The organism is Pandoraea sp. 64-18, assembly GCF_001899225.1.
Classification (GTDB): Bacteria; Pseudomonadota; Gammaproteobacteria; order Burkholderiales; family Burkholderiaceae; genus Pandoraea; species Pandoraea cepalis.
Genome location: NZ_MKVU01000020.1, coordinates 547,606 through 573,811 on the forward strand (window position 1 = coordinate 547,606; position 26,206 = coordinate 573,811).

The window sequence follows — 26,206 nt, forward strand, 5'->3', positions numbered from 1 at the left end:
GAAAACATGATCGGGTATTATATGGCAAGACGTTTACGACCCCCATCATGACCGCACATCCCGCTGCCTCCGCGAGTGTTTCCGACGCTTCCCACGCGCTCTCCAACGCCACCGATTCTCGCCTGCAAGCCCTCGGCCACTGGCTCGCCAGCATCGCCGAACCGTTCGCGCTGGACATGGCGCAGTGGGCGCCGGCCTCCGCGGACGCCAGTTTCCGGCGCTACTTCCGTATCGGCAGTCACGATCCTGCGCATCCGAGCCTGATCGTGATGGACGCACCGCCGCCGCAGGAGGATTGCCGTCCGTTCGTGCACGTCGCCCAATTGCTCGCCGACGCGGGCCTGCAGGCTCCGAAGGTGCTCGCCGAAGATCTCGCGCAGGGTTTCCTGCTGCTCACGGACCTCGGGCGCGAGACGTATCTTGACGTCATCAACGAGGACAATGCCCGCCCGCTCATGCGCGCCGCCCTCGATGCGCTGATCGTCTGGCAGATGCAGTCCCGCCCGGACGTGCTGCCCGCGTACGACACGGCGCTGCTCCAGCGCGAACTCGATCTGTTCCCGGACTGGTACGTTGGCAAGCACCTGAAGGTAACGCTGAGCGCGGACCAACGGGCGACGCTCGACCGCATCAATCAGTTGCTCATCGACAGTGCGCTCGCGCAACCCAAGGTGTTCGTGCACCGCGATTACATGCCGCGCAATCTGATGCCAGGCCTGCCGGGCACCACGGGTCCCGGCATTCTCGACTTCCAGGACGCCGTCTACGGACCGCTCACGTACGACGTGATCTCGCTGATGCGCGACGCCTTCCTCAGCTGGGACGAGGAACGTCAGCTCGATTGGCTGGCGTATTACTGGGAACGCGCCCGCAAGGCTGGCCTGCCGGTCGACGCCGACTTCGGCGAGTTTTACCGTCAGGCGGAATGGATGGGGCTGCAGCGTCATCTGAAGGTGCTCGGTATTTTCGCGCGCATCAACTATCGTGACGGCAAGCCGCGCTATCTGGCCGACACGCCGCGCTTCCTCGGCTACGCGCGCAAGGTCGCCGACCGCTACGCGCCGCTCCGCCCGCTCGCCCAGTTGCTCGACGCACTGACCGGCCAGCGCACGGATGTCGGCTACACGTTCTGAGGCGCACCGCATGACCGCAATGAAGGCGATGATCTTCGCGGCCGGGCGCGGCGAGCGCATGCGCCCGCTCACCGACGCCACGCCCAAGCCACTGCTCGGTGTCGGCGGCAAGCCGATCATCGTCTGGCAGATTGAAGCGCTGGCGCGCGCGGGGTTCACAGACATCGTCATCAATCACGCCTGGCTGGGCGCGCAGATCGAAGCCGCGCTCGGCGAAGGCCGCGCATTTGGCGTTCGGCTTGCCTACTCGGCCGAGCGCGAAGCCCTGGAAACCGCCGGCGGAATCGCCTGCGCACGCCCGTTGCTCGAAGGCGCCGGCGACGTGTTCCTGGCGATCGCGGGCGATATTTTCACCTCGTTCGACTATGCGGCGTTGCGCCCTCATGCGGCACGCATGGCCGCGCAGCCTGCGCCCGGCATGCACCTGGTGATGGTGCCGAACCCGCCGTTTCATCCGAAAGGCGACTTCGCCCTCGACCCCGCTGGCCAACTGCATCTCCCCGAGGCCGCCCCGCCCACGGCGCAGGCGCTGACGTTCGGCAGCATCGCGCTGTACGACCTCCGGCTCTTTGCCGACATCGCCTCGGGCACGCGCATGGCGCTCACGCCGCTGTACCAGCGCTCGATCGCCGCCGGGCGTGTTAGTGGCGAGCGCTTCGATGGCCTGTGGGAAAACGTTGGCACCCCGGCACAACTCGCTGCGTTGAACGCCGACGTGCGGGCCCGGCACGACGGCGCCCCCGGCAGTAGAATCGCCTGACGACGTTTTCAATCGACCGAACCGACCGAAATGGAGCCCGCGATGACTAATTCCCCGTACCGCGCCCGCCGCGAGCGCGTCATCGAACAGATGCGCAAGGCCGGTGGCGGTGTCGCCGTTCTGCCGACCGCGCCCGAAGTGCCGCGCAACCGCGACAGCGACTATCCCTATCGTCACGACAGCTATTTCTATTACCTGTCCGGCTTCACGGAGCCCGATGCGGTCGTGGTGCTCGACAGCCGCACGGGTCATTCCATCCTGTTCTGCCGCGCGAAGAACGAAGAACGCGAGATCTGGGACGGCTATCGCTACGGCCCGGAAGCCGCGCGCGAGACCTTCGGCTTCGACGCCGCCTACCCCATCGACGAGATCGATACGCGCGTGCCGCAACTGCTGGCCGACGCGCCGGCGCTGTTCTATGCGCTCGGCGCTTCGGCGCAGCAGGATCGTCAGGTCCGTCAGTGGCTAAGCGCCGTGCGGGCACAAGGACGCACGGGCGTGTCGGCACCGTCTGCCGCGCGCGATATCCGCGCGATCCTCGACGAGATGCGTCTGGTCAAGGACCCGGTTGAAATCGACATCATGGCGCGTGCGGGCAAGATTTCGGCAGAAGCCCATGTGCGTGCGATGAAGGCATCGCGCCCGGGGCTGCGTGAATATCATCTCGAAGCCGAGCTGCTATACGAATTTCGCCGCAACGGCTCGCAATTCCCCGCTTACGGTTCGATCGTCGCCACCGGCGCCAATGCGACGGTGCTGCACTATCGCGCCGGCGACGCCAAGCTGCGCGACGGCGATCTGTGCCTGATCGACGCCGCTTGCGAACTCGATGGCTACGCGTCGGACATCACGCGCACGTTCCCGGTCAACGGCAAGTTCACTGCGGCACAGCGCGAGCTGTATGACATCGTGCTCGCCTCGCAACAGGCGGCTATCGACGCAACGCGCGCGGGCGTGCGCTTCGACGCGCCCCACGATGCCGCCGTGCGCGTGCTCGCCCAAGGCATGCTCGACACGGGTCTGCTCAAACACGATGCGGTGGGCGGCCTCGACGACGTAATCGCCAACAAGTCGTTCAGCCGCTTCTACATGCACCGCACGGGGCACTGGATCGGCATGGACGTCCACGATTGCGGCGAGTACCGCGAGGAGGGTCCGAACGGCGAACGTCCGTGGCGCACGCTGGTCCCGAACATGGTGACGACCATCGAGCCGGGTATCTACGTGCGTCCCGCGCCGGACATCGACGAGCGCTACTGGAACATCGGCATTCGCATCGAGGACGATGCGGTCGTGACCGCCGACGGCTGCACACTGCTCACGCGCGACGTGCCGGTCGATGCCGACGAGATCGAAGCGCTGATGCGTGGCTGATGACTGACGCTCAGGTTCCCGCTGGTTCCACACACGCCGCCCACGCGGCGGACGACGCGCACGCGCGACGGTTCGATCTGGCGATCGTCGGCGCCGGCCCGGTCGGCACGGCACTCGCCCTTCTGCTCGCGCAGCGCGCGCCGCAGCTACGGATCGCGCTGGTGGACGCGCGCGGCGCACAGGCCGGGTACGACGACCCGCGCACGCTCGCGCTCTCGCATGGCAGCCGCGAAATTCTCGCGCGCGCCGGCGCCTGGCCGCACAACGCGGCCGGGCTCGACAGCACACCGATTCAACATATTCACGTCTCGCAAGCGCGCCGCTTCGGCAGCACGGAAATTGATTATCTCGATCACGGCGTCCCCGCACTCGGTTACGTGGTGCGATACGGCGCCCTGATGCGCGCACTGGACTCCGCCATGTCGCGCGTTCCCGGGCGCGTCGAACACGCGCCGCCGCCAGCGTCCGCCTCGCCGGAGGGGTCCGACGCGTTGCCCGCACCGGGTCGACCGGGTCTGCATCACTTCCGCCCGTACCGGGCCATCGCCCTGAGCCAGGACGCACAGCAGGTCACCATGACCCTCGGCACGTCCGTCGACGATGGCGCGCAAACGCTGCACGCCGCGCTCGCCGTCAATGCGGAAGGTGGGCTGTTCGAGCGTCAGATGGCGCGCCCTCATGCGCGCGACTACGGTCAGACGGCCCTCGTCGGGTTCGTCACCTGCGAGCGTCCACGCATCGGCTGGGCATGGGAGCGCTTCACGACGGACGGCCCGCTGGCCCTGCTGCCGCAGGAAAACGGCTACGCGTTGGTGTGGTGCTGCCCGCACGCCGAGGCGAAGCGTCGGCGCGAACTGGGCGATGCCCAGTTCCTGAGCGAGCTGCACACCGCCTTCGGCGACCGCATGGGCCGGTTCACCTCGATTGTCGGCCGTGCAGGTTTCCCGCTGGGCCTCAACGCGCTCGGCCATGTCGTCGACGGCCGGATCGCCGCCATCGGCAACGCCGCGCAAACGCTCCACCCGGTGGCGGGACAAGGGCTGAACCTCGGCCTGCGCGACGCCTTCGACCTGGCCGACGCCCTCGTTCGCGATATTCGCGGCGGCACGCCGCACCCCGGCGTGCCAGGCCCCGCGGCGCTGACCGCCTTCGCCCGCCGGCGCCGCGCCGACCGAGGTCTCACGATCCGCATCACCGACCTGCTGCCCCGTGTCTTCGGCATCGACGCGGCCCCGGTCGCCCTGCTGCGCAGTGTAGCCCTCGCGAGCCTCGACCTTGTCCCGCCGCTCAAAACGGCCTTCGCCCGCCAGATGATGTTCGGCCAGCGCGGCTGAGTGTCTGGCTTGCCCGGCGCGACGATCGGACCGCCTGCTCATTTTTTAGGCGACGAGAATGGGTTTTCGCAGTAAAATGCCAACTTTTTCCCGCCTTTTCCCTACATCGTGCATATCGGCCCCCACGAACTCCGCAATAACCTGTTCGTCGCCCCCATGGCGGGTGTGACGGATCGGCCGTTCCGCCAGTTGTGCAAGCGACTCGGCGCGGGCTATGCCGTCTCGGAGATGGTGGCCTCGAACGCCCAGCTGTGGAAGAGCGAGAAGACGATGCGCCGCGCCAATCACGCGGGCGAAGTCGCGCCGATCTCGGTGCAGATCGCAGGCGCCGACCCGGCCATGATGGCCGAGGCCGCCCGCTACAACGTGGAGCGCGGCGCCCAGATCATCGACATCAACATGGGCTGTCCGGCCAAAAAGGTGTGCAACGTCGCCGCCGGTTCGGCCCTGCTCCAAAACGAACCGCTCGTTGCCCGCATCGTGTCCGCCGTCGTCGGCGCCGTGGGCGATGTGGTGCCGGTCACGCTGAAGATTCGCACGGGCTGGGATCGCGAACACAAGAACGCCCTCACGGTCGCCCGTATCGCCGAAGACTGCGGCATCAGCATGCTCACGGTGCACGGTCGCACGCGCGCCGACCTCTACCACGGAGACGCAGAGTACGAAACCATCGCCGCCGTCAAGGCCGCGGTCCGCATTCCGGTCGTCGCCAACGGCGATATCGACTCGGCGCAAAAGGCCCGACACGTGCTGGACGTCACGGGCGCGGACGCCATCATGATCGGCCGCGCCGCCCAAGGGCGTCCGTGGTTGTTCCGCGACATCGAGCTGTTTCTCACGACGGGCGAGATCGCCTTGCCGCCGCGCGTCGACGAGATCCAGCAAATCATGAACGAACACCTTGAGGATCATTACGAGTTTTACGGGGAATACACCGGTGTGCGGACCGCGCGCAAGCATATCGCGTGGTATTCGCGTGGCCTGCCGGGGGCAGCCACGTTCCGCCAGCGTATGAATACGCTCGACACCACGCAGGACCAGTTGGCTGCGGTCAACGAGTTTTTCGAACAGCAGAAGGCGCACTCGGACCGTCTCTGCTATGAACAAGAATCGCCGAGGGAGCTATTAGCCGCATGAGCAAAACAAACATAGAACAATGCGTGCGCGACAGTCTGGATTCGTATTTCCGCGATCTGGATGGCGCACGGCCACACGATGTCTACGATATGGTCGTCTCGGTCGTCGAGAAGCCGCTGCTCGAGTTCGTGCTCGGCAAGGCCGACGGCAACCAGTCGCTCGCTGCAGAATACCTGGGGATCAACCGCAACACGCTGCGCAAGAAGTTGCAGCAGCACGGCCTGCTCTAGCCGTTGCGCGCGAACGGGAGGCCGTCTAGACCCACGCGCCGCCCGTCAGCCCCATCGCGGGGCGCGCCTGCGTCGACGACGACGCATGGTGCCCGCCCCATTTGCCCACATCGCCCGTTTTTGCCGCTTCACTACTGTCCGTCATGATCAAGCAAGCTCTCATTTCCGTCTCCGACAAGACCGGCATCGTCGACTTCGCCAAGTCGCTCGCTGCGCAGGGCGTGTCGCTCCTCTCCACTGGCGGCACCGCCAAGTTGCTGGCTGACGCCGGCCTCAAGGTGACCGAAGTGGCCGACTACACCGGCTTCCCGGAAATGCTCGACGGGCGCGTGAAGACGCTGCATCCGAAGGTTCACGGCGGCATTCTGGCCCGCCGCGACCTGCCCGAGCACATGGCCGCGCTCGCGAAGCACGACATTCCGACGATCGACCTACTCGTGGTGAACCTGTACCCGTTCGTGCAGACCATCGCGCGCGATGACTGCTCGCTCGAAGACGCCATCGAGAACATCGACATCGGCGGCCCGACGATGCTGCGCTCGGCTGCGAAGAACCATCGCGACGTCACCGTGATCGTCGATCCGGCCGACTACGCCGTGGTGCTCGACGAAATGAAGGCGAACGGCAACACGGTCGGCTACGCCACGAACTTCCGTCTGGCCACGAAGGTGTTCGCTCACACGGCCCAGTACGACGGCGCGATCACGAACTACCTCACGAGCCTGGGCGAGTCGTTGCGTCACACCGAGCGCTCCGCCTACCCGGCCACGCTGAATCTCGCGTACACGAAGGTGCAGGACATGCGCTACGGCGAGAACCCGCATCAGAGCGCCGCGTTCTATCGCGACATCGTCACGCCGGAAGGCTCGCTGGCGAACTATCGCCAGCTCCAGGGCAAGGAACTGTCGTACAACAACATCGCCGACGCCGATGCCGCGTGGGAATGCGTGAAGACGTTCGACGCGCCTGCCTGCGTCATCATCAAGCACGCCAATCCTTGCGGCGTGGCCGTGGCCGCATCGCCGGTCGACGCCTATGCCAAGGCGTTCCAGACCGACCCGACGTCGGCCTTCGGCGGCATCATCGCGTTCAACCGGGAAGTCGACGAAGCCGCCGCGCAAGCCGTCGCCAAGCAGTTCGTGGAAGTGCTGCTCGCGCCGTCGTTCACCGACGCCGCCAAGCAAGTCTTTGCGGCCAAGCAGAACGTGCGTCTTCTCGAAGTGCCGCTCGGCAACGGCGTGAATCAGTACGATTTCAAGCGTGTGGGCGGTGGCCTGCTGGTGCAGTCGCCGGATGCGAAGAACGTGGCCCCGCATGAACTGCGCGTGGTGACGAAGCGTCATCCGACGCCGAAGGAAATGGAAGACCTGCTCTTCGCCTGGCGCGTGGCCAAGTACGTCAAGTCGAACGCCATCGTGTTCTGCGCCGGCGGTATGACGCTGGGCGTGGGCGCCGGTCAGATGAGCCGTGTCGACTCGGCGCGCATCGCCAGCATCAAGGCCCAGAACGCCGGCCTGTCGCTGAGCGGCTCCGCCGTGGCCTCGGACGCCTTCTTCCCGTTCCGTGACGGCCTCGACGTGGTCGTCGACGCAGGCGCGACCTGCGTGATTCACCCGGGCGGCTCGATGCGTGACGACGAAGTCATCGCCGCGGCCGACGAGCGCAACGTCGCCATGCTGATGACGGGCACGCGTCACTTCCGTCACTAAGCCCTCGCCGCGATGGCCCTCGCCGGGTCATCGACAGGCGATATGAGAGGACACCCAGGATCCCCCGGGTGTCCTTTTTTTCTCTGCCTCAGAAGTAGTGCGCGAGACCCACGGCCACACCGACCTGATTGCTACCCGGCAGGATGCTTGCGCCGTAGCCGGTCACCCCCAGATTGGAGCCGTTCTGATTGCGCGAGAAACCGACTTCCGCGAACAGTTGTGTGCGCTTGGAAAGCAGATACGCCGCATTGGCCGCCAGCAAAAACGGATGTTGATTGGCCGACGTGATGTTGTTGTAGTAGATCGCCCCCGAGAGAATCACTTCGGTCACGGGCCGGTACTGCAACCCGGCGAAGATCAGTTCATTGCGGCCCGCGACGCCGGGCACGTCGCTCAGATACCACTGATATCCCACGAACGGCTTGAAGTTACCGACGGCATAGCTCGCCCCCGCCGCCACCCGCTGCGTGGTATTGCCCTGCGTCATGACCGACGTGCCACGTTGCTGGTCGTACACCAGCGAGACATTGAGCGGACCGTTTCCGTACCCGACCGACACGCTGTACTCCTTGCCCACGCGCCACTGCCCCGGCACCTGCGCACCATTGGCAATGCTGGCGTCGTAACCCGTCGAGAACAGACCCGCGACCTTGATGCCGTTGAAGTTGCCGGTGTACTTGATCGAGTTGTCGGCCTTGCCAACGAACTGAGCATCGAGTGCGGGCAGCGAATAGCTGTAGTACGAAAGCGGATCGAGTTCGAGGAACGCATCGTAAATCAGGTTCTTCTGTCGGCCGAAAGTCAGTGCCCCCCATTGATTCTGCAAACCCACATACGCCTGGCGGCCAAACATGCGTCCGCCCTGCTGGAGCTGTCCAGAGTCGAGATTGAACCCTGCTTCGAGCTGCATGATCGCCTTGAGCCCGCCGCCCAGCTCTTCCGCCCCCTTGAAGCCGAAGCGATTCGCTGCCTGAGATCCGTTGCTCACGCGAAAGAGTGACGCCTTGCTGCCGTTCGCGCCAGCGGCTGCGTTACTGAGGTATTCCAGACTGTTGTCCAGAATGCCGTAGATCTGCAGCCCATCCGCTTTGGCACAGCCCGCCGCAAGCGTCAACACCATTGCCAACCAAACCTTGTGTTTCATGACATTCCCCATTTTTAATATTGGACTACGAATTACAAGCGCCTCATGCAATACGCGTTCGACATTCCCGACTTCCCTGCAAGTGACCGACCGAGACGGCATTTGAGACGCCGTTGCGCAGCCCGGTGATCTCCGCCAGAATCGCCAGCGCGATTTCCGGCGGCGTGCGCGCCCCGAGCGGCAGGCCGACCGGCCCGTGCAGGCGGTCGATCTGCGCGGCGTTCAGATCGAACATCGCCAGACGCTCGCGACGCGACGCCTGATTGCGGCGCGAGCCGATCGCACCGACGTAGAACGCGTCGGACTTGAGCGCTTCGAGCAGCGCCATATCGTCGAGCTTCGGATCGTGCGTGAGCGCGACAATCGCCGTATGGCCGTCGGGATGCAAACGCGCGATCAGGTCGTCCGGCATCTCCCGCGAATGCGAGACATGGGCGCCGCCCATCGCGTCTCGCGTCACCTCGTGGATATCGCGGGGATCGCAGACGACGACCCGATAACCCAGCGGCACCGCCATCGTCACCAGATGCTGCGTCAGTTGCCCGTCGCCGATCACGATGATTCGCCAGCGCGGGCCGAACGGCACCGTCAGGCGCGTCGTCGAATAGTCGAACGCTGCCGGCTGCGTAACGTTGCGCACACGCGCCACCCCCGTGCACAGATCCAGCTCACGCACCCCGAGTCGACCGTGGCCGATGGCCTCGCGCATGGCGTCGAGCCCGCTGCGCGGGGTCACGCGCTCGACGACCAGTTCGAGCGTGCCGCCGCACGGCAAGCCGAAGCGGTGCGCCTCATCGGCGTTAAGGCCGTACGTCTGCACGTGAGGTCGCAAGCCCGGCCGGAAACCACCGGCGACCTTCGCGAGCAGGTCGTCCTCGATGCAACCGCCGGAGACCGACCCGGCGACGCGCCCGCGCGTGGCGAGCGCCATCATCGCGCCGACGGGACGCGGCGCCGAGCCCCATGTCCGCGCGACACTCGCGAGCAGCACGTCGTCGCCTTGCGCCTGCCAGCGAGCGACGGCATCGAGCACTTCAGCGTCGAGCGCGTCCATCAGGCGTGCCCCTCGTCATGCGCTTCACGGGCGAGCGCACGCGCCTGCGCGACGGTCTGCGGCAGCGGCATCGAACGCGCCCGCACACCGGTGGCGCGACGGATCGCCTGCGCCACCGCCGGCGCCACCGGCGGTAATGACACTTCGCCACACCCCTGAGGTGGGCGGTCGCTCGGCACGATCACAGTCTCGATCGTCGGCATCTCGACGAGATACAGCAGCGGATAGTCGCCGAAATTGCTTTGCTCCACGCCGCCGTTGGCGAAGGTAATCTGGCTCTTGAACGTATTGGTGAGCGCAAATCCGATGCCGCCTTCGATGTTCGCGCGGATCAGGTTCGGGTTGATTGCACGGCCGCAATCGACGCTGCACACAACGCGTTCGATCTTGAAGCGCTCGTTTACGACGCGCAGCTCCACGGCGAGCGCGACATAGGTCGAGAAGGCCGCACCGCGTCCGGTATAGGCGCAGTAGCCGAACCCGCGATGCACGCCGGGCTTCGCCAACGTGTGCCAACCGGCAGACGCCGCCGTCGTCTCGATCACCCGCGTTGCGAGCGCATCGTGTTTGAGCAGGCGTTTGCGATACTCGACGGGATCGACGCCGGCGGCGTCGGCCATCTCGTCGATAAAGCTCTCGAGAAAGAACACGCTCGACGTCGAACCGACCGAGCGCATGAAGCTCACGGGAATGTTGGGCTGCGGCACGTCGATGCCTTCGACGCGCAGGTTCGGGACCGCGTACGCGAGGTCGTAGAGCCCGTCGAGCATGGTCTCGTCATAGCCGGCCTTCTCGTAGTGGTCCTTCTTGATGACGTTGTAAAGCGACTGCCCCGCCACGCGTGCATGCAGGGCCGTGGGCAGCCCGTCGTGACCGAGCACCGCCTCGAAACGACCGGAGGCGCAGGGACGATAGAAGCCGTGTCGTATGTCGTCTTCGCGAGAGCGGATCACCTTGACGGGACGCCCGACCGCCGCCGATGCCACCGCCGCATGGATCACGAAATCGGGCACGTATTTGCGTCCGAAACTGCCGCCGAGGAAGGTCGTGTGCACGATGACCTTCTCCGGTGGCAGCTTGAAGATGCCGCCTAGCGCCCAGCGAACTTTGTCCTGCCCCTGGATCGGCCCCCAGACCTCGATCTCACCCTGCGCCTTGCGCACGTGCACGGTGGCGTTCACCGGCTCCATCGTCGCGTGGACGATGTACGGGGTGTGGTATTCGGCCGTCACACGCTTGCCGCCGGCGGCACCCGAGGCACCGGCAGCGATAAGGCCCGGGGCATCGCCGACGTCGGTCGCAACGCCCGCCTTCCCATCGACAAGCGCGGCACGGCGCTGCGCGAGTATCGCCGCGCTGTCGGCCGCGGCGCCCGCTTTCCATTCGATATCGAGGGCATCGCACGCTTGCTTTGCACACCAGTAATCGTTAGCGACGACGATGATGGCGTCCTTCGCCTGCACGACGTCTTGCACCCCCTTGCGCGCCTTGATTGCGTCGCGATTGCGCACCGACAGCGGAACGCCACCTGTGGTCGGGGCCATGCGCACGGCGCCGACGAGCATGCCCGGCACCTTCACATCGATACCGAAGACGGCCGAGCCATCGACCTTCGACGGCGTATCGAGACGAGACACCGACTTCCCGATCAATGCATGGGCAGCTTCGTTCTTCAATCGCGGATGCCAATTGAGCGGCAGCGTCGCGGCCTCGGCGGCCAGCTCACCGTAGCCGAGCGAGCGGCCCGATTGCGGATGAATGACGCGGCCCTCATGCGTCACACAGTTGGTCGTGCGAACGCCGAACCGGCGTGCTGCCACGGCGACCAAAGCTTCACGTGCTTGCGCCCCGGCGATTCGCAGACGCTCATAGAACAACGTGGCCGACATCGACGCGCCCACGAACTGCTGCAACGCCTCGTTGGCCGCAGCCGTTCGGTAGGCGTCGCGCGCAGTCACGAATTCGACGCGCACCCGACGCCAATCGGCGTCGAGTTCATCGGCCAGCACCTGGGGCAAACCGGTGTAGACGCCCTGTCCGACTTCGCATTGCGAGAGACCGAGCACGGTCGTGCCGTCGGCATCGATGCGGATCCAGTCATTGATTTCGACAAGGGTCTCGCCCGCCGCGCGCGCTTCGGGACTGACCACCCACGACGCCGAAATCGGAACCAGCAGACTGCCCGCTGCCAGCGACATCCCTTTGAGCCAGTGACGGCGGGACGGCGACGCGGGAGCATGGGACGCAGCCTCGTTCACGTCAGCCGTGGTGCGCTCAGCGTTTGGCAGCGGCATGGATCGCCTCCCGGATACGGTGATAGGTCGCGCAACGGCAGAGGTTGGTCATCGCCTCGTCGATCTGGGCGTCGGTCGGATGCGGATGCTTGTCGAGCAGCGCCGCCGCGGCCATCACCATGCCGGACTGGCAGTAGCCGCACTGCGGCACATCCGTGGCGATCCACGCCTGCTGAATCGGATGCGCGCGTGTCGGCGACAGGGCCTCGATGGTCGTGATGCGCCTGCCCGCTGCCGCCGAGACCGGCAGCACACAGGTGCGCGTGGCTACACCTTCGAGGTGTACCGTGCAGGCACCGCATGCGCCGATACCGCAGCCGTATTTGGTGCCGGTCAGCCCCGCGGCATCGCGGATGACCCACAGCAAAGGCGTGCCGTCATCGCCGTCGAAGACGAAGGGCCGCCCGTTGAGTTGGAATTCCATTGACTCTCCCGTTGTGACTGCCGTCTGCCCCGGCGTGTCTTACGACGCGCCGGCAGAAGGTGAGTGAATTCTCACAACGAGAAAATTGGCGAACAACGACCGCTCGGCCCGAAAAGGATGCCGTTCGTCCAGAGACGGGAAAACCCTCACGCGCGAGGCGCGACAGTCGCGTCAGTTGGCTGGGCCGCAGTGTCTGAGATATTCGCGCGGCGGCAAGCCGTAGCAGCGACGAAAGGCGCGGGTGAACGCCTTCTCCGACGCGTAGCCGACGGCATCGGCCACATCGGCGATGCGCACGCCCGCGCCCGCCAGACGCTCCGCAGCCAGGTACATGCGATGCGTCGTGAGATACGACATCGGCGATTCACCCACGAGTTCGCGAAAGCGCAGGCAGAACTTCGAGCGCGACATGCCCGCGATGTCGGCCAGTTGCTCGACCGTCCAAGGCCTTTGCGGCGCGTCGTGCATCGAGGCGATGGCGCGTCCCAATTGCGGATCGGTCATGCCGCGTAGCCAATGCGTCGTCGCGCCGCCGCTGGCACCGAGATAGGCACGCAGGATCTGGATGAACAGCACGTCAGCCAGACGCGCGACGGCCACGCGCCATCCCGCACCGCACTGCATCGACTCTTCGATGAAGCCTGCCAGGGTCGTGGTGAGCCGCGCGGGAACGGCTGGATCGCCGGCGCGGATATGGATGAGCGGCGGCAGCGACGCGAGCAAGGGATTGCGCACGCGCTCCCGGAACATCACTACACCCGTGTAGAGGTCGCTCACCGGCCCCGTGCCGCCCGCGCGGAACGCGAGAGGTGTGTCGAGCCGGGGCGCGATGCCCTGCGCCGTCATCAATTGCTCGAAGACCACCGGTGGCTCGTCCAGCGACGAGCACATCACGTGCTCGTGTCCATGCGGCAACAGCACGCAGTCGCCCGGCTCCACGCGCACCGGCGCCATGCCAGCCACGACGAGATAGAACGGCTCTCCCGTCGCCGTGCGAAACGGCGCACCGTCCATCGCGGGCTTGCGCAGCGACCAGGGGGCTCCGAACGTGAAGCGACCTGTCACGACCGCATCCGCCCGCAGATCGTTGAGAACGTCGCTCAGCGGATCCATGCCACCCCACCTTGCACGACGTGAAGATTCGTTCGTCTCATGGGTGGAACTTTGATTTGTATATGGATAAATCGAAGTATGCCGTTTCGCTCGCTGGAAAAGTATCGGGATCGGCCTAGGGAAAATACGAGGGCGACGGGGGCGCGCGTTGGGCGCGGCGTCACGCGAGCGGACGGGATGGGGGAGACCGGCCTGTAAGCGTCTGCGCGGCACAGGCCAGGGGGTTCAACGTCGCGAGAGCGTCGCCAGGAAGAGGTGGGCAGGGCTTGCCTCGGCCAGCAGCTCACAGACATCACCACCGTCGACGCGAAGCGCATGTCCCTCGGGAACGCTCACGGCTTGGCCGTCCGCGAAGACCGCCCGCACCTTCCCTTGCGCACAGTAAAGGAAGGCGACGGCGTCGGCGTCCGTTGGCAGCGACCACGTCACGGCGTCTCCATCGAGCCGATGCTGCGCCAGCGTGTGCTGCCATGCGGCGCGACGTGTCATGACGTTGAAGTCGTCGATGGGCACGCCGGACGTCTCCAGCATCGGTGTGCTGCTCACCGTCAACTCGCCGCCGAAGACGTATGGAGGCGTGCGCGTCGAGAGCGTCACGTCCGGGCGGCCTTCGACATTGAGCGTGAGGGTGCCGCCCCGCACGATGGCCAGCGAGCGGTCGATGCCCGGGAACACGGAGAACGGCCCCGGGCTGGCGACCGTGGCCGTGCTGATGCGCCAATCGAAGCCGTCTTCACCGGGACGTCGCGCCACCGCCAGCTCGGTCGTGACTCCCAGGCCGTTCTTCCACGGCATCTTCTGAAAATCGGCCGGGCCGAGCGTTTGCAGTTTCATGCGACGTCTCTGACGAATTGGCTTACTTGCGGACTTCGCCGTGTCCGAACACGACGTACTTCAAACTCGTCAGGCCCTCGAGACCCACCGGACCGCGGGCGTGCAGCTTGTCGTTCGAGATACCGATCTCGGCACCCAGACCGAATTCGAAGCCGTCGGCGAAACGCGTGCTCGCGTTGATCATCACGCTCGCGGAATCGACTTCGCGCAGGAATTGCATGGCGGCGGAGTAATCCTCGGTCACGATGGCATCGGTGTGATGCGAGCCGTAGCGATTGATGTGCGCGATGGCCGGCGCCATGCCATCGACGATCTTCAGCGCCAGCACCGGTGCCAGATATTCCGTCGACCAATCCGCTTCGGTCGCCGCCACCACGCCCGTCATGCCGGCTTCGCTGAGCGCCGCCAGGGTTCGGTCGCAACCGCGCAACTCGACCTGCTTATCCTGGAACATGCGCGCGATGGCGGGCAACTGGTCGATGGCCTGTTGGTCGACGAGCAATGTTTCCATCGTGTTGCAGGTGCCATAGCGATGCGTCTTGGCGTTCTCGCAAATCGCCAGCGCCTTCGCCGGATCGGCGCGACCGTCGACGTAGACATGGCAGATGCCGTCGAGGTGCTTGATCATCGGCACGCGCGCGTCCTGCATCAACCTCGCGATCAGGCTCTTGCCGCCACGCGGCACGATCACGTCCACATAGTCGGTCATCGTGATGAGTTCGCCGACCGCTGCACGGTCGGGCGTGCTCACGACCTGCACGGCGTCACCGGGCAAGCCGCTCGCCGCGAGCGCCTGCGCGATGAGGGCGGCCAGCGCCGTGTTGCTCTCGATGGCTTCGGACCCGCCGCGCAGAATGGTCGCGTTGCCCGACTTCAAGCAAAGCGCAGCCGCGTCGATGGTCACGTTGGGACGCGATTCGTAAATGATGCCGATGACGCCCAGCGGCACGCGCATCTGACCGACCTGAATACCGCTCGGCTGCACGCGCACGTTGCTGATCTCGCCGATGGGGTCCGACAGGCCCGCGATCTGACGCAGTCCTTCGATCATCGTGCGCAGCGCCTTGTCCGACAGCGTGAGACGGTCGATGAACGCGGCGTCCTGACCATTGACGCGGGCGCGCTCGAGATCGCGGCGATTCACGTCCTGCAACGCCGCGCCATCGCGCTCGATGGCATCGGCAATCGCGAGCAGCGCGCGATTCTTGGCAGCGGTGTCGGCACGCGCCATGGCACGCGACGCCTCACGGGCGCGCTGGCCCAACGATTGCATGTAGGCTTTGATATCCATATCGTCTGTTTCGCAGTTCTCTTGGCGACGCAATCGCCAGTACGTTCGGTGGGTTTTCGGTGCCGGCCGTCATCACGGTATTCGGACGGCAGCACACGGCACGTCGCCAGTCATGCGCCAGATTGTCCGTCAATTGTGGGGATCTTGCTGGCGCGGCTCCCGTGCCCCGGGAGGTGGGTTCCGGCGTTTGGCTGCACTTGGCAGTGCTTGGGCGCGGTCTACGCGTGCACCGGACGGGGTGCGCGAGCGGAGCGCGCCATCGGCGGTCGCTCGCCGGCGAGCAGCAGCCCGAGTTGCAGCATGCCGTCCCACGGGTCGCCGGACAGACCGTCGGCCCGCAGCCCCTTGACCTGCCGGTCAAGACGCGCGGCCAACTGCAATGCCTGCGCTAGCTTGGCGGGTGTGACTCGGTGGGCCGCCTGCTCCATCAGGCGCTCTCGTGGCCCCCAGACCCGATACTCGCGCAACAACATCGCAAGCGGCTTGCCCGCCGCCATCCCGCGCGTGATCTTGGTGAGGGTGCGCACTTCTTCGGTCAACGCCCACAGGACCAGCGGTGCTGCTTCGCCCTCGCCACGAAGGCCGTCGAGCATGCGCACCAGCCGGGCGGTATCGCCTGCCAGGACCGCTTCACTGAGTTTGAAGACGTCGTAACGCGCCACGTTCATCACGGCATCCTGCACTTGCTCGAACGCGAGCGCACCCGCCGGATACAGCAGACCGAGCTTCTGAATCTCCTGATGGGCCGCCAGCAGGTTGCCCTCGACGCGATCCGCGATGAACTGCAGCACACGTCGTCCCGGCTCACCGGCTTCGACACGCTGCCCTTGTGCGGCGAGACGCTGCGCAATCCAGTCGGGCAGACGGCTCCGGTCGACCGGGTCGATCTTCATCGTCACGCCCTCGCGATCGAGCGCCGTGAACCAATCGGATTTGGTCGCTGCCGCATCCAGGCGGGGCAGCGTGACAATGGTCAGGACGTCGCTGTTCGCGGCACTGGCGTGCGCCTTGAGCGCTGCGCCGCCGTCCTTGCCCGGCTTTCCGCCGGGAATGCGTAACTCGATGAGTTTGCGGTCGCCGAACAGCGACATGGACTGGCCGGCGTTCGCGAGCGCGCCCCAGTCGAAGCTACGCTCGACGCTGAGCACATCACGCTCGGTGAAACCGCCCGCACGTGCAGCCGCGCGTACACGATCCACCGCCTCCTGAACGAGCAGGCTCTCGTCGCCGTAAATCGTATAGATCGGCGAGAGGGTCTTGGCGAGATGCGCGTCGAGCGCGTCGGGACGCAGTTGCATGATGGCAGACGTTACTCTTCCGGCTTCGTCGCCGGCAGGGATTTCACCGCTTCCATGCGACGAATGATCTGAGCCACCGCGTCCTTCTGCATGTCTCGGCCCAGCAGTGCACCTTCCGCATCGCGCGCCGTCGTTTCGCTGTCGCTGTACGGCAGATTGCGCGTCAGACGAATCGTGCTCAACGGGATGATCGGCCGGCCATCCGGTGTCACGAGCTGAAATGTAAAAGCGCTGCGCATCTCATATTCGCGCGCCTGACCGTTGGCGTCGAGACTGACTGCAGTGCGAGACGACGCGATGTTCACGATTTCCAACCGCGCGTCAGCATCCTTGGGCTCGGTCACCACAACGGTGTCCTTGCTGCCGTAACGGATGTAGCGCGAGATGTCGGTCGCCATCTGGCCGCCGCCGGAGATGTACAAACGGTGGAATGCATACTCGCTCGCACCGCGCAGCTGGAAGCCGCACGCCGACAGTACGAGCGCGCAACCCAGCAGGGCAATCCCGCCGAAAATCCTGCGCGTCATACCGACGCCTCGTTGCCCGGATGTCATTTGCACGTGATGTGCCCTCTTGTCACCAAACGTCATCAATTCATCGATCGGCGGCCGCAACGGCCACCTCAGAGCACTACGTTCACAAGTCGGCCCGGTACAACGATGACCTTCTTCACCGGCTTGCCTTCGCCGAACTTGGCGGTCATTTCGTGCGCCAGCGCGGCTTGTTCGATGGCCTCGCGCGAAGCGTCCTTCGCCACGCGCACGGCGCCACGCACCTTACCCGCCACCTGCAGCACGAGTTCGATCTCGTCCTGCACCAGCGCGGCGGCGTCGACTTCCGGCCACGGCGCATCGAGCAGATCGCCCTGTTGCGCCGCGTAGCCCAACTCGACCCACAAGCCGTGGGTGACGTGCGGCACCACCGGATACAGCACGCGCAGCAGAATGCCGTAGCACTCGCGCACCGCACCGGCGCCCGCCGCCCCCTTGTCGCTCTCGATGGCGTTGAGCATCTTCATCGCCGCGGACACGACCGTGTTGTACTGCACACGCTGATAGTCGTAGTTGGCCTGCTTTAGCACGCCATGAATCTCGAGACGCAGCGCCTTGGCCGCCGGGTTCGCCGTATCGATGGAGGCGTCCGCCTGACGCAGCAGCGCGGCCTGCGACTGGCCGAAGCCCCACAGGCGGCGCAGGAAGCGGCTCGCGCCTTCCACACCGGCCCCCGACCATTCGAGTTGCTGTTCGGGCGGTGCCGCGAACATCACGAACAGACGCGCTGTATCGGCGCCATGCTGATCGATCAGCGACTGCGGATCCACGCCGTTGTTCTTGGATTTCGACATCTTCTCGATGCCGCCGAGCGTCACGTCCGCACCGTCAGCCTTCGACGTTGCACTGACCGGACGGCCCTTGTCGTCGAACTGCACTTGCACGTCCAGCGGGTTGAACCACGTCTTCTTGCCCGCGGCATCCTCACGATAGTACGTCTCGTTGAGCACCATACCCTGCGTGAGCAGGTTCTGCGCCGGCTCCTTGAAACTCACCAAACCCAGATCGCGCATCACCTTGGTCCAGAAGCGCGAATACAGCAAGTGGAGAATCGCGTGCTCGATGCCGCCGATGTACTGATCCATCGGCATCCAGTAATCGGTGCGCGCGTCGACCATGGTGTCGGCGTCCGGGCAGGCATAGCGCGAGAAATACCACGACGAGTCCACGAACGTGTCCATCGTGTCGGTCTCGCGGCGCGCCGGCTTGCCGCACTTCGGGCAATCGCACTTGAGGAACGCTTCCGACTTGGCCAGCGGGTTGCCGGTGCCGTCCGGCACGAGGTCTTCGGGCAACACGACCGGCAGGTCCTTTTCGGGAACCGGCACCGCGCCGCACGACGCGCAGTGAATGATCGGAATCGGCGTGCCCCAGTAACGCTGGCGCGAAATCCCCCAGTCGCGCAGACGGAACGTGACCTGCTTGTCGCCGGCACCCTGCGCCTTGAGATCCGCGGCGATGGCGTCGACGGCGGCCGCAAAGGCCAGGCCGTCATATTTGCCGCTGTTGACCAGCGTGCCGTTTTCCTTGTCGCCGTACCAGGCCTGCCAGGCTTGCGTCGAATAGGTCTCGCCGGCCACCGCGACAACCTGCTTGATCGGCAGGTCGTACTTGCGCGCGAACGCAAAGTCACGCTCGTCGTGGGCCGGAACGCCCATCACCGCGCCCTCGCCATACCCCATCAGCACATAGTTGCCGATCCACACCTCGACCTTCTCGCCGGTCAGCGGATGCGTGACGAAAAAGCCCGTCGGCATGCCTTTCTTTTCCATCGTGGCGATGTCGGCTTCGGCCACGCCACCCTGCTTGCATTCGGCGATGAACGCCTGCAGGTCGGGACGATCGGCGGCCAGACGCGTTGCCAGCGGATGCTCGGCGGCGATTGCGCAGAAAGTCACGCCCATGATCGTGTCGGCACGCGTAGTGAACACGCGCAGCAGTTTGTGCTCGCCGTCCAGCTCGTACGGGAAGCCGAAGTTCACGCCAAAGCTCTTGCCGATCCAGTTCTGCTGCATCACCTTCACGCGCTCGGGCCAGCCGAGGTCGTCCAGGTCGCCGAGCAGTTCGTCGGCGTATTCGGTGATGCGCATGTAATACATCGGGATTTCGCGCTTCTCGATGAGCGCACCCGAGCGCCAGCCTCGACCGTCGATCACCTGCTCGTTGGCGAGCACGGTCTGATCGATCGGGTCCCAGTTCACCGTGCCGGTCTTCAGGTAGACAACGCCCTTCTCGAGCATCTTCAGGAACAGCCACTGGTTCCAGCGGTAATAGTCCGGCTTGCAGGTGGCGACTTCGCGCGACCAATCGATCGCCAGACCCATCGCCTGCATCTGCTTCTTCATGTACGCAATGTTGTCGTACGTCCACTTGGCCGGCGGCACGCCGTTGGCCATTGCCGCATTTTCAGCCGGCATGCCGAAGGCGTCCCACCCCATCGGCATCAGCACGTTGTACCCACGCATGCGCATCTGACGATACATCACGTCGTTGATGGTGTAGTTGCGCACGTGGCCCATATGCAGCTTGCCCGACGGATACGGCAGCATCGAGACGCAATAGAATTTCTGTTTGTCCGCGCGCTCGGTGGTCTTGTAGGCATCGATGGCCTGCCAATGAGACTGGGCGGAGGCTTCGACGTCGGCGGGAACGTATTTTTCTTGCATGATGGGTGGGCGGGTAGGATTCGGCTCGGCTTCGGCCCCGCCGGTGCGCGGCAAAGGGCGCGCAGCACGCAAGCGTTTGGGGGCAAATCCGGGGAAAACGATGATTATAACGCCGACGGCAACGGATTCGGCGCGACGGTGGAGAGCAGATGCGGCCTGGAGGCCGCCTTGGCGTGGCTGCCGCCCGATGCGTCATGCGATCCGTGGCGGCGTGCGTCTTTGATGTCGGCGCCCGGTGCCGGCTGGCGCAGCGTCTGCCCTCTCATGCGCCACCTCGACGGGCCATCCGCGCCCCGCACGCCGGCAAGGGCTGAATCAGCGCAGGCCCAGAACGTCCTGCATATCGAACAGGCCCGTGTTGTGTTGCGCAAGGAAACGGGCAGCACGCAGCGAGCCTTGCGCATACGAGAGGCGGCTCGACGACTTGTGCGTGATCTCGATGCGCTCACCGATGCCGGCAAACAGCACCGTGTGATCGCCCACGATATCGCCACCGCGCACGGTCGCGAAACCGATGGTCGACGGATCGCGCTCGCCGGTCACGCCTTCGCGACCGTAGATGGCGCATTCCTTCAGATCGCGGCCCAATGCGTCGGCCACGACTTCACCCATGCGCAGCGCCGTGCCCGACGGGGCATCGACCTTGTGGCGGTGATGCGCTTCGATGATCTCGATGTCGTAGCCCGTGTTCAGAATCTTCGCCGCGACTTCGAGCAGCTTGAACGTGGCATTCACACCCACGCTCATGTTCGGCGCAAACACCACGGCCACGCGCTCGGCACCCGCCGCCAGACGCGCCTTGTCGGCTTCCGAGAATCCGGTCGTGCCGATGATCATCTTGACACCGTGCTTTTCGGCGGCAGCCAGATGCGCCAGCGTGCCTTCGGGACGCGTGAAGTCGATCAGATATTGTGCGTTGGCGAGCGCGACATCGAGATCGGCGGTGATGTTGACACCCGTCTCGCGCCCCAGAAAGGCGCCGGCGTCGTGTCCCAGCGCCGGGCTGTCCTCGCGGTCGAGCGCACCGACCAATTCGGCGTCGTCGGTGGCCAGTACGGTTTCAATCAGCATCCGGCCCATACGGCCGGAGGCGCCAGCAATCGCAATCTTCATCATGGAATTCTTGACTCTTCAGACAGCTTACTTGGGCATCGAGAACAGGCCACCGCCGGAAGTCACCCGCGGCGACGGGACAAGCCCCGTGCCCGTGGCCGTCGTCGCACTGCCCGAAGCGCTGTCGCCAGCGGTGGACTGTGCGTTGGACGCAGGGGCCGGTTCGGAAGCGGTAGCCGCCGCAGCGGTCGACACGGCCGCGACGTCGGACGCGGCGGGCGCGGCAGTCTCCGCGGTCGCGGCACTCGCCGTCGACGGGGCCGAGGCGTCGGTCTTTACGGTCTTGCCCTTCTGACCATCGATTTCCTGCACCAACTGATATTCGGTCGGCAGATTTTCTCCGCCTTCCCAGCGCGCCAGCGTGTCGCCGTCGAAGTACACCTTCAGGTGACGCTCCTGAACCACCGACGCATTGCCGCGCTTGAAATAGAAGACATAGTCCCAGCGATTCGCGTGGAAGATGTCCGTGAGCAGCGGCGTGCCGAGCAGTTGACGGACCTGATCGCGCGTCATGCCGGCTTTGAGCTGCTCATAGGCCTCTTTCGAGACGAAGTTGCCTTGAACGATGTTGATTCGATACGGCGTGACCACGCCGATCACTTTGTCGGTCACGCTGTCATACGTCGAGCAACCGGCCAGGGCCAGGAATGCCGCTGCAGCGCAGACGGAGAGCGGAAGGGAGAGATAACGACGCAAATCTGACTCGCTTTCAAAAAAATCGACCTTGAATCCGGCACGCCGGGCGCGCCGCCACATCGCCCCCGTTGACGGCACAAACCGTCCCGATTGCCCTGGTTTGCGCCCGGGCAAGGCAAAAAGGCATTATTATTGCGGCTGTATTGTACTCTAGGGACGTAGAGCGATGCCGAATCCCGCCGATCTGAAAAATATCGGACTGAAAGCCACGCTTCCGCGCCTCAAAATTCTGGAGATTTTCCAGAACAGCGAGAGCGAGGTGCACCATTTAACCGCCGAAGACGTCTATCGTCATCTGCTCAACGAAAACCTCGATATCGGTCTGGCCACGGTGTACCGTGTCCTGACGCAGTTCGAGCAAGCGGGCCTATTGTCGCGCAGCAACTTTGAGTCCGGCAAGGCCGTTTTCGAGCTCAACGAAGGCCACCACCACGATCACCTCGTGTGCCTCGACTGCGGGCGTGTCGAAGAGTTCTTCGACGCCGAGATCGAACGCCGCCAGAAAATGATCGCCAAGGAACGTGGCTTCGCGCTCCAGGACCACTCGCTCGCGATGTACGGGAGCTGCACGAAAAACCCCTGCCCGCATCGCCAAAAGAATTAAGCGTTGTTTTGGCATAATGTCTTCTGATGAAGACATTATGGGATTCCCCCTAGCTTCGGGTCTTGAAGCGCTGAGCACGGCTACGCATCGTCGGCAAACACCCCGTAAGCAGCGATGAGAGACTGCAATCGATGCCACCACCATGGTGCCAGCGCATTAAGCGTTGCGGATGGGTACGCGCAGCCCGAAATAGCTGCGGTTATCGCCTAAACACCGGCATCCCTCACGACGTAGCGCACCAACGAAAAAGCCGCTGTCTCACGACAGCGGCTTTTTTACGACTGGACGTCAAACGCGATTACTTCGCCGACATGAGTGCAACGGTCGTGTCGAGCATGCGGTTCGAGAAGCCCCACTCGTTGTCGTACCACGAGCCGACCTTCACGAGGCGGCCCGACACCTTGGTCAGTGTACCGTCGAAGTTCGACGAGGCCGGGTTGTGGTTGAAGTCGACCGACACCAGCGGTGCCGTGTTGTACGTTGCGATGGCCTTGAGCGACCCCTCGGCTGCTTCCTTCAGAATCGCGTTGACTTCGTCAACCGTCGTGTCGCGCTTGGCAACGAACGACAGGTCGACGATCGACACGTTGATCGTCGGAACGCGAATGGCGTAACCGTCGAGCTTGCCATTGAGTTCCGGCAACACCAGACCGACGGCCGACGCGGCGCCCGTCTTGGTCGGGATCATGCTCATCGTGGCCGAGCGCGCGCGACGCAGGTCTTCGTGATAGACGTCCGTCAGCACCTGGTCGTTGGTGTAGGCGTGCACCGTCGTCATCAGACCCGTTTCCAGACCGATTTTCTCGTGCAGCGGCTTGACCAGCGGCGCCAGGCAGTTCGTGGTGCACGATGCGTTCGAGATGACCGTGTCGGTCGACTTGAGCACGCCTTCGTTCACGCCGAACACGATCGTGGCGTCGACATCCTTGCCGCCCGGCGCCGAGATAATGACCTTCTTCGCGCCGCCCTTCAGGTGAGCGCCGGCCTTTTCCTTCGTCGTGAAGAAGCCCGTGCACTCAAGCACGACATCCACGCCCAGCTCGCCCCACGGCAGTTCGGCCGGGTTGCGGTTGGCCAGCACGCGAATCTTGTCGCCGTTGACGATCATGAAATCGCCGTCGACCGACACCGTGCCCGGGAACTTGCCGTGCGCCGTATCGTATTGCGTCAGGTGAGCGTTCGTCTGCGTATTGCCGAGATCGTTGATGGCGACGATTTCGATGTCGTGCTTCTTACCACCTTCATAATGGGCACGCAGCACGTTGCGGCCGATACGGCCGTAGCCGTTGATAGCGACGCGAATGGTCATGGGGGTTTCTCCGTAAGGTCTAACGAAATCAGCCAAGCACGGACTTGACCGTCGCGACCACGTGGTCGACGGTGAAGCCGAAGTGTTTGAACAGCACGCCGGCCGGGGCCGACTCGCCGAAGGTGTCGATGCCGACCACGCCGCCTTCCAGGCCGACGTACTTATGCCAATACGCCGTCACGCCGGCTTCGATCGCCACGCGCGACACACCGCGCGGCAGCACACGCTCGCGATACGCCTTGTCCTGACGGTCGAACACATTGGCCGACGGCATCGACACGACACGCGCCGCGATGCCCTCGGCAGCCAACGCCTCGGCGCCCTTGAGCGCCAGCTCGATTTCCGAGCCGGTCGCGATCAGCACGATCTGCGGATTCGCCACGTCGCGCAGCACATAGCCGCCACGACGGATATCGGCAATCTGCGCATCGTCGCGCGAGACGAACGGCAGGTTCTGACGGCTGAGCACCAGGCTCGACGGACCATCGTGACGTTCGACGGCCGCCACCCAGGCGACTGCCGTCTCCGTCGTATCGCAGGGACGCCACACGTCCATCTGCGGGATCAGGCGCAGGCTCGAGACGTGCTCGACGGACTGGTGCGTCGGACCGTCTTCACCCAGGCCGATCGAGTCGTGCGTGAACACGAAGATCGAGCGCAGCTTCATCAGCGCCGCCATACGCAGCGCATTGCGGCTGTAGTCCGAGAACGTCAGGAACGTTCCACCGAACGGGATGTAGCCGCCATGCAGCGCCATGCCGTTCATGATGGCGCTCATGCCGAACTCGCGCACGCCGTAGTTGATGTGATTGCCAAACTGCACGCCTTCCGCGTTGGCGCGCACCGCCTTGCTGGCCTTCCAATTCGTGAGGTTCGAGCCGGTCAGGTCGGCCGAGCCACCCAGGAACTCCGGCAATACGGCGGCCAGACCTTCGATCGCAAGCTGCGAGGCCTTGCGCGTGGCGACCGTCTCGCCCTTCTCGTTGGTCTTGGCGATGAACGCGGCGGCGGCCGACTTGAAGTCGCCGGGCAGCTCACCCTTCATGCGACGCTCAAATTCGGCAGCCTCTGCCGGGAACTGGCTGCGGTAGGCGGCAAAGCGCTCGTTCCATTCGCCTTCGGCACGCTGACCGGCGACCTTGGCATCCCATGCGGTGTAGACATCGGCCGGCAGCTCGAACGGCGGCAGGTGCCAACCGAGCGACGCGCGCGTGGCGGCGATTTCGTCGGCGCCCAACGGCGCACCATGCACATCGTGACCGCCCTGCTTGTTCGGCGCGCCCTTGCCGATCAGCGTCTTGCAGCAGATCAGCGTCGGACGATCCGAGGTCTTGGCCTGGGCGATGGCGGCGTCGACCGCGTCGACATCGTGGCCGTCGATGTCGCGAATCACGTTCCAGCCATAGGCTTCGAAGCGCTTCGGTGTGTCGTCGGCAAACCAGTATTCAACGTCGCCGTCGATCGAGATGCCGTTATCGTCGTACAGCGCGATGAGCTTATTCAGACGCAGCGTTCCCGCGAGCGAACACGCTTCGTGCGAGATGCCTTCCATCAGGCAGCCGTCGCCGAGGAACGCGTACGTGTAGTGGTCGACGATATCGTTACCCGGGCGGTTGAATTCCTTGGCGAGCAGGGCCTCGGCCAGCGCGAAGCCCACCGCGTTGGTGATGCCCTGACCCAGCGGGCCCGTGGTCGTCTCGATGCCCGGCGTGACGCCCACTTCCGGGTGCCCCGGCGTCTTGCTGTGCAGTTGGCGGAAGTGCTTGAGCTCTTCGATCGGCAGGTCATAGCCCGTCAGATGCAGCAACGAATAGATGAGCATCGAGCCGTGGCCATTCGACAGCACGAAGCGGTCGCGATCGAACCAATGCGGGTTGACGGGGTTGTGCTTGAGGTGACGGCCCCAGAGAGCGACCGCGATATCGGCCATGCCCATCGGCGCGCCAGGGTGACCGGAGTTGGCCTGTTGGACCGCGTCCATGGAGAGGACGCGAATGGCAGAGGCCATCAGCGCAGGCGTAGCAGAAGAGGAGTTCGTCATGGTGAACAGCCGGAAGAGCGGGCGTGCCCCCGTTGCCGCGAGCTGCCGCGCGAAATTCGAATGCGGAATAAAGTCCAAGATTTTACCAGATACGGCC

23 protein-coding genes are annotated in these 26,206 nt (G+C 64.8%); 8 read left to right on the plus strand and 15 right to left on the minus strand.

The window, feature by feature from the left end; all coding sequences use genetic code 11:
* Positions 1-47: 47 nt before the first annotated feature.
* From BGP02_RS19580 to purH, 7 genes are all read left to right on the plus strand, one after another.
* Positions 48-1,133, plus strand: coding sequence for an aminoglycoside phosphotransferase family protein (locus BGP02_RS19580; RefSeq protein ID WP_286799051.1), 1,086 nt, complete (start codon positions 48-50; stop codon positions 1,131-1,133).
* A gap of 19 nt (positions 1,134-1,152) precedes the next feature.
* A complete protein-coding gene (gene murU, locus BGP02_RS19585) occupies positions 1,153-1,893 on the plus strand; it encodes an N-acetylmuramate alpha-1-phosphate uridylyltransferase MurU (protein WP_286799101.1) in 741 nt (246 codons plus the stop codon).
* A 30-nt stretch (positions 1,894-1,923) separates the two neighbouring features.
* Entirely contained in the window at positions 1,924-3,267 is a 1,344-nt protein-coding gene (locus BGP02_RS19590; RefSeq protein WP_502688497.1) for an aminopeptidase P N-terminal domain-containing protein, read from the plus strand.
* The gene (locus BGP02_RS19595) at positions 3,267-4,601 is read left to right on the plus strand and encodes a UbiH/UbiF/VisC/COQ6 family ubiquinone biosynthesis hydroxylase (RefSeq protein WP_286799053.1); all 1,335 of its coding nucleotides are present in this window, start codon (positions 3,267-3,269) and stop codon (positions 4,599-4,601) included. The genes BGP02_RS19590 and BGP02_RS19595 overlap by 1 nt, the downstream gene beginning before the upstream one ends.
* A gap of 108 nt (positions 4,602-4,709) precedes the next feature.
* A complete protein-coding gene (dusB, locus tag BGP02_RS19600; protein ID WP_502688498.1) occupies positions 4,710-5,738 on the plus strand; it encodes a tRNA dihydrouridine synthase DusB in 1,029 nt (342 codons plus the stop codon).
* Complete coding sequence (locus tag BGP02_RS19605) at positions 5,735-5,968, plus strand: Fis family transcriptional regulator (protein WP_010803993.1); 234 nt, start codon at positions 5,735-5,737, stop codon at positions 5,966-5,968. The genes dusB and BGP02_RS19605 overlap by 4 nt, the downstream gene beginning before the upstream one ends.
* Positions 5,969-6,111: 143 nt before the next feature.
* On the plus strand, positions 6,112-7,677 hold the full coding sequence (gene purH, locus BGP02_RS19610; protein ID WP_286799055.1) for a bifunctional phosphoribosylaminoimidazolecarboxamide formyltransferase/IMP cyclohydrolase: 1,566 nt from the start codon (positions 6,112-6,114) through the stop codon (positions 7,675-7,677).
* 88 nt (positions 7,678-7,765) lie between these two features.
* On the opposite strand, the gene BGP02_RS19615 is transcribed toward purH, so the two are convergent.
* The 13 genes from BGP02_RS19615 to BGP02_RS19675 all read right to left on the minus strand — a co-directional run bounded on the left by BGP02_RS19615 (position 7,766) and on the right by BGP02_RS19675 (position 22,155).
* Positions 7,766-8,821 (minus strand): porin, encoded by a 1,056-nt coding sequence (locus BGP02_RS19615; RefSeq protein WP_286799056.1) that lies wholly within the window; start codon positions 8,819-8,821, stop codon positions 7,766-7,768.
* Positions 8,822-8,864: 43 nt separating this feature from the next.
* Positions 8,865-9,875, minus strand: a complete 1,011-nt coding sequence (locus BGP02_RS19620) for an XdhC family protein (protein ID WP_268566933.1) — start codon at positions 9,873-9,875, stop codon at positions 8,865-8,867.
* On the minus strand, positions 9,875-12,133 hold the full coding sequence (locus tag BGP02_RS19625; protein ID WP_502688501.1) for a xanthine dehydrogenase family protein molybdopterin-binding subunit: 2,259 nt from the start codon (positions 12,131-12,133) through the stop codon (positions 9,875-9,877). Before BGP02_RS19625 ends, BGP02_RS19620 begins: the two co-directional genes overlap by 1 nt.
* A gap of 16 nt (positions 12,134-12,149) precedes the next feature.
* On the minus strand, positions 12,150-12,593 hold the full coding sequence (locus tag BGP02_RS19630; protein ID WP_017231770.1) for a (2Fe-2S)-binding protein: 444 nt from the start codon (positions 12,591-12,593) through the stop codon (positions 12,150-12,152).
* Between the two features lie 171 nt (positions 12,594-12,764).
* The gene (locus tag BGP02_RS19635) at positions 12,765-13,706 is read right to left on the minus strand and encodes an AraC family transcriptional regulator (protein WP_017231769.1); all 942 of its coding nucleotides are present in this window, start codon (positions 13,704-13,706) and stop codon (positions 12,765-12,767) included.
* 225 nt (positions 13,707-13,931) lie between these two features.
* Positions 13,932-14,540: a HutD/Ves family protein gene (locus tag BGP02_RS19640; protein ID WP_017231768.1), complete on the minus strand. Its 609-nt coding sequence runs from the start codon at positions 14,538-14,540 to the stop codon at positions 13,932-13,934.
* Between the two features lie 22 nt (positions 14,541-14,562).
* Positions 14,563-15,831: a glutamate-5-semialdehyde dehydrogenase gene (locus BGP02_RS19645; protein ID WP_017231767.1), complete on the minus strand. Its 1,269-nt coding sequence runs from the start codon at positions 15,829-15,831 to the stop codon at positions 14,563-14,565.
* A 218-nt stretch (positions 15,832-16,049) separates the two neighbouring features.
* Positions 16,050-17,129, minus strand: a complete 1,080-nt coding sequence (gene holA / locus BGP02_RS19650) for a DNA polymerase III subunit delta (RefSeq protein ID WP_286799058.1) — start codon at positions 17,127-17,129, stop codon at positions 16,050-16,052.
* An 11-nt stretch (positions 17,130-17,140) separates the two neighbouring features.
* On the minus strand, positions 17,141-17,656 hold the full coding sequence (locus BGP02_RS19655; protein ID WP_286799059.1) for an LPS-assembly lipoprotein LptE: 516 nt from the start codon (positions 17,654-17,656) through the stop codon (positions 17,141-17,143).
* A 95-nt stretch (positions 17,657-17,751) separates the two neighbouring features.
* A complete protein-coding gene (gene leuS / locus BGP02_RS19660) occupies positions 17,752-20,346 on the minus strand; it encodes a leucine--tRNA ligase (RefSeq protein WP_286799060.1) in 2,595 nt (864 codons plus the stop codon).
* Between the two features lie 104 nt (positions 20,347-20,450).
* Positions 20,451-20,612 carry a hypothetical protein gene (locus tag BGP02_RS19665; RefSeq protein WP_286799061.1) on the minus strand — a complete coding sequence of 54 codons (162 nt, stop codon included), beginning with the start codon at positions 20,610-20,612 and terminating at the stop codon, positions 20,451-20,453.
* 49 nt (positions 20,613-20,661) lie between these two features.
* The gene (gene dapB / locus BGP02_RS19670; protein ID WP_286799104.1) at positions 20,662-21,459 is read right to left on the minus strand and encodes a 4-hydroxy-tetrahydrodipicolinate reductase; all 798 of its coding nucleotides are present in this window, start codon (positions 21,457-21,459) and stop codon (positions 20,662-20,664) included.
* A gap of 27 nt (positions 21,460-21,486) precedes the next feature.
* Complete coding sequence (locus BGP02_RS19675) at positions 21,487-22,155, minus strand: outer membrane protein assembly factor BamE (RefSeq protein ID WP_286799062.1); 669 nt, start codon at positions 22,153-22,155, stop codon at positions 21,487-21,489.
* 166 nt (positions 22,156-22,321) lie between these two features.
* Here BGP02_RS19675 and fur point away from each other — a divergent pair, with 166 nt between their 5' ends.
* The gene (gene fur, locus BGP02_RS19680; RefSeq protein ID WP_017231760.1) at positions 22,322-22,759 is read left to right on the plus strand and encodes a ferric iron uptake transcriptional regulator; all 438 of its coding nucleotides are present in this window, start codon (positions 22,322-22,324) and stop codon (positions 22,757-22,759) included.
* A 298-nt stretch (positions 22,760-23,057) separates the two neighbouring features.
* On the opposite strand, the gene gap is transcribed toward fur, so the two are convergent.
* Positions 23,058-24,068: a type I glyceraldehyde-3-phosphate dehydrogenase gene (gene gap / locus BGP02_RS19685; RefSeq protein WP_286799063.1), complete on the minus strand. Its 1,011-nt coding sequence runs from the start codon at positions 24,066-24,068 to the stop codon at positions 23,058-23,060.
* 28 nt (positions 24,069-24,096) lie between these two features.
* The gene (tkt, locus tag BGP02_RS19690) at positions 24,097-26,109 is read right to left on the minus strand and encodes a transketolase (RefSeq protein WP_051060048.1); all 2,013 of its coding nucleotides are present in this window, start codon (positions 26,107-26,109) and stop codon (positions 24,097-24,099) included.
* Between the last annotated feature and the right edge of the window lie 97 nt (positions 26,110-26,206).

Excerpts from the sequence above, each read along its gene's own strand:
- BGP02_RS19580 (WP_286799051.1), top strand. The coding sequence starts at position 48 with ATGACCGCACATCCCGCTGCCTCCGCGAGTGTTTCCGACGCTTCCCAC.
- murU (WP_286799101.1), top strand. The coding sequence starts at position 1,153 with ATGAAGGCGATGATCTTCGCGGCCGGGCGCGGCGAGCGCATGCGCCCG.
- BGP02_RS19590 (WP_502688497.1), top strand. The coding sequence starts at position 1,924 with ATGGAGCCCGCGATGACTAATTCCCCGTACCGCGCCCGCCGCGAGCGC.
- BGP02_RS19595 (WP_286799053.1), top strand. The coding sequence starts at position 3,267 with ATGACTGACGCTCAGGTTCCCGCTGGTTCCACACACGCCGCCCACGCG.
- BGP02_RS19605 (WP_010803993.1), top strand. The coding sequence starts at position 5,735 with ATGAGCAAAACAAACATAGAACAATGCGTGCGCGACAGTCTGGATTCG.
- purH (WP_286799055.1), top strand. The coding sequence starts at position 6,112 with ATGATCAAGCAAGCTCTCATTTCCGTCTCCGACAAGACCGGCATCGTC.
- BGP02_RS19615 (WP_286799056.1), bottom strand. The coding sequence starts at position 8,821 with ATGAAACACAAGGTTTGGTTGGCAATGGTGTTGACGCTTGCGGCGGGC.
- BGP02_RS19620 (WP_268566933.1), bottom strand. The coding sequence starts at position 9,875 with ATGGACGCGCTCGACGCTGAAGTGCTCGATGCCGTCGCTCGCTGGCAG.
- BGP02_RS19630 (WP_017231770.1), bottom strand. The coding sequence starts at position 12,593 with ATGGAATTCCAACTCAACGGGCGGCCCTTCGTCTTCGACGGCGATGAC.
- BGP02_RS19635 (WP_017231769.1), bottom strand. The coding sequence starts at position 13,706 with ATGGATCCGCTGAGCGACGTTCTCAACGATCTGCGGGCGGATGCGGTC.
- BGP02_RS19640 (WP_017231768.1), bottom strand. The coding sequence starts at position 14,540 with ATGAAACTGCAAACGCTCGGCCCGGCCGATTTTCAGAAGATGCCGTGG.
- BGP02_RS19645 (WP_017231767.1), bottom strand. The coding sequence starts at position 15,831 with ATGGATATCAAAGCCTACATGCAATCGTTGGGCCAGCGCGCCCGTGAG.
- holA (WP_286799058.1), bottom strand. The coding sequence starts at position 17,129 with ATGCAACTGCGTCCCGACGCGCTCGACGCGCATCTCGCCAAGACCCTC.
- BGP02_RS19655 (WP_286799059.1), bottom strand. The coding sequence starts at position 17,656 with ATGACGCGCAGGATTTTCGGCGGGATTGCCCTGCTGGGTTGCGCGCTC.
- leuS (WP_286799060.1), bottom strand. The coding sequence starts at position 20,346 with ATGCAAGAAAAATACGTTCCCGCCGACGTCGAAGCCTCCGCCCAGTCT.
- BGP02_RS19665 (WP_286799061.1), bottom strand. The coding sequence starts at position 20,612 with ATGAGAGGGCAGACGCTGCGCCAGCCGGCACCGGGCGCCGACATCAAA.
- dapB (WP_286799104.1), bottom strand. The coding sequence starts at position 21,459 with ATGAAGATTGCGATTGCTGGCGCCTCCGGCCGTATGGGCCGGATGCTG.
- fur (WP_017231760.1), top strand. The coding sequence starts at position 22,322 with ATGCCGAATCCCGCCGATCTGAAAAATATCGGACTGAAAGCCACGCTT.
- gap (WP_286799063.1), bottom strand. The coding sequence starts at position 24,068 with ATGACCATTCGCGTCGCTATCAACGGCTACGGCCGTATCGGCCGCAAC.
- tkt (WP_051060048.1), bottom strand. The coding sequence starts at position 26,109 with ATGACGAACTCCTCTTCTGCTACGCCTGCGCTGATGGCCTCTGCCATT.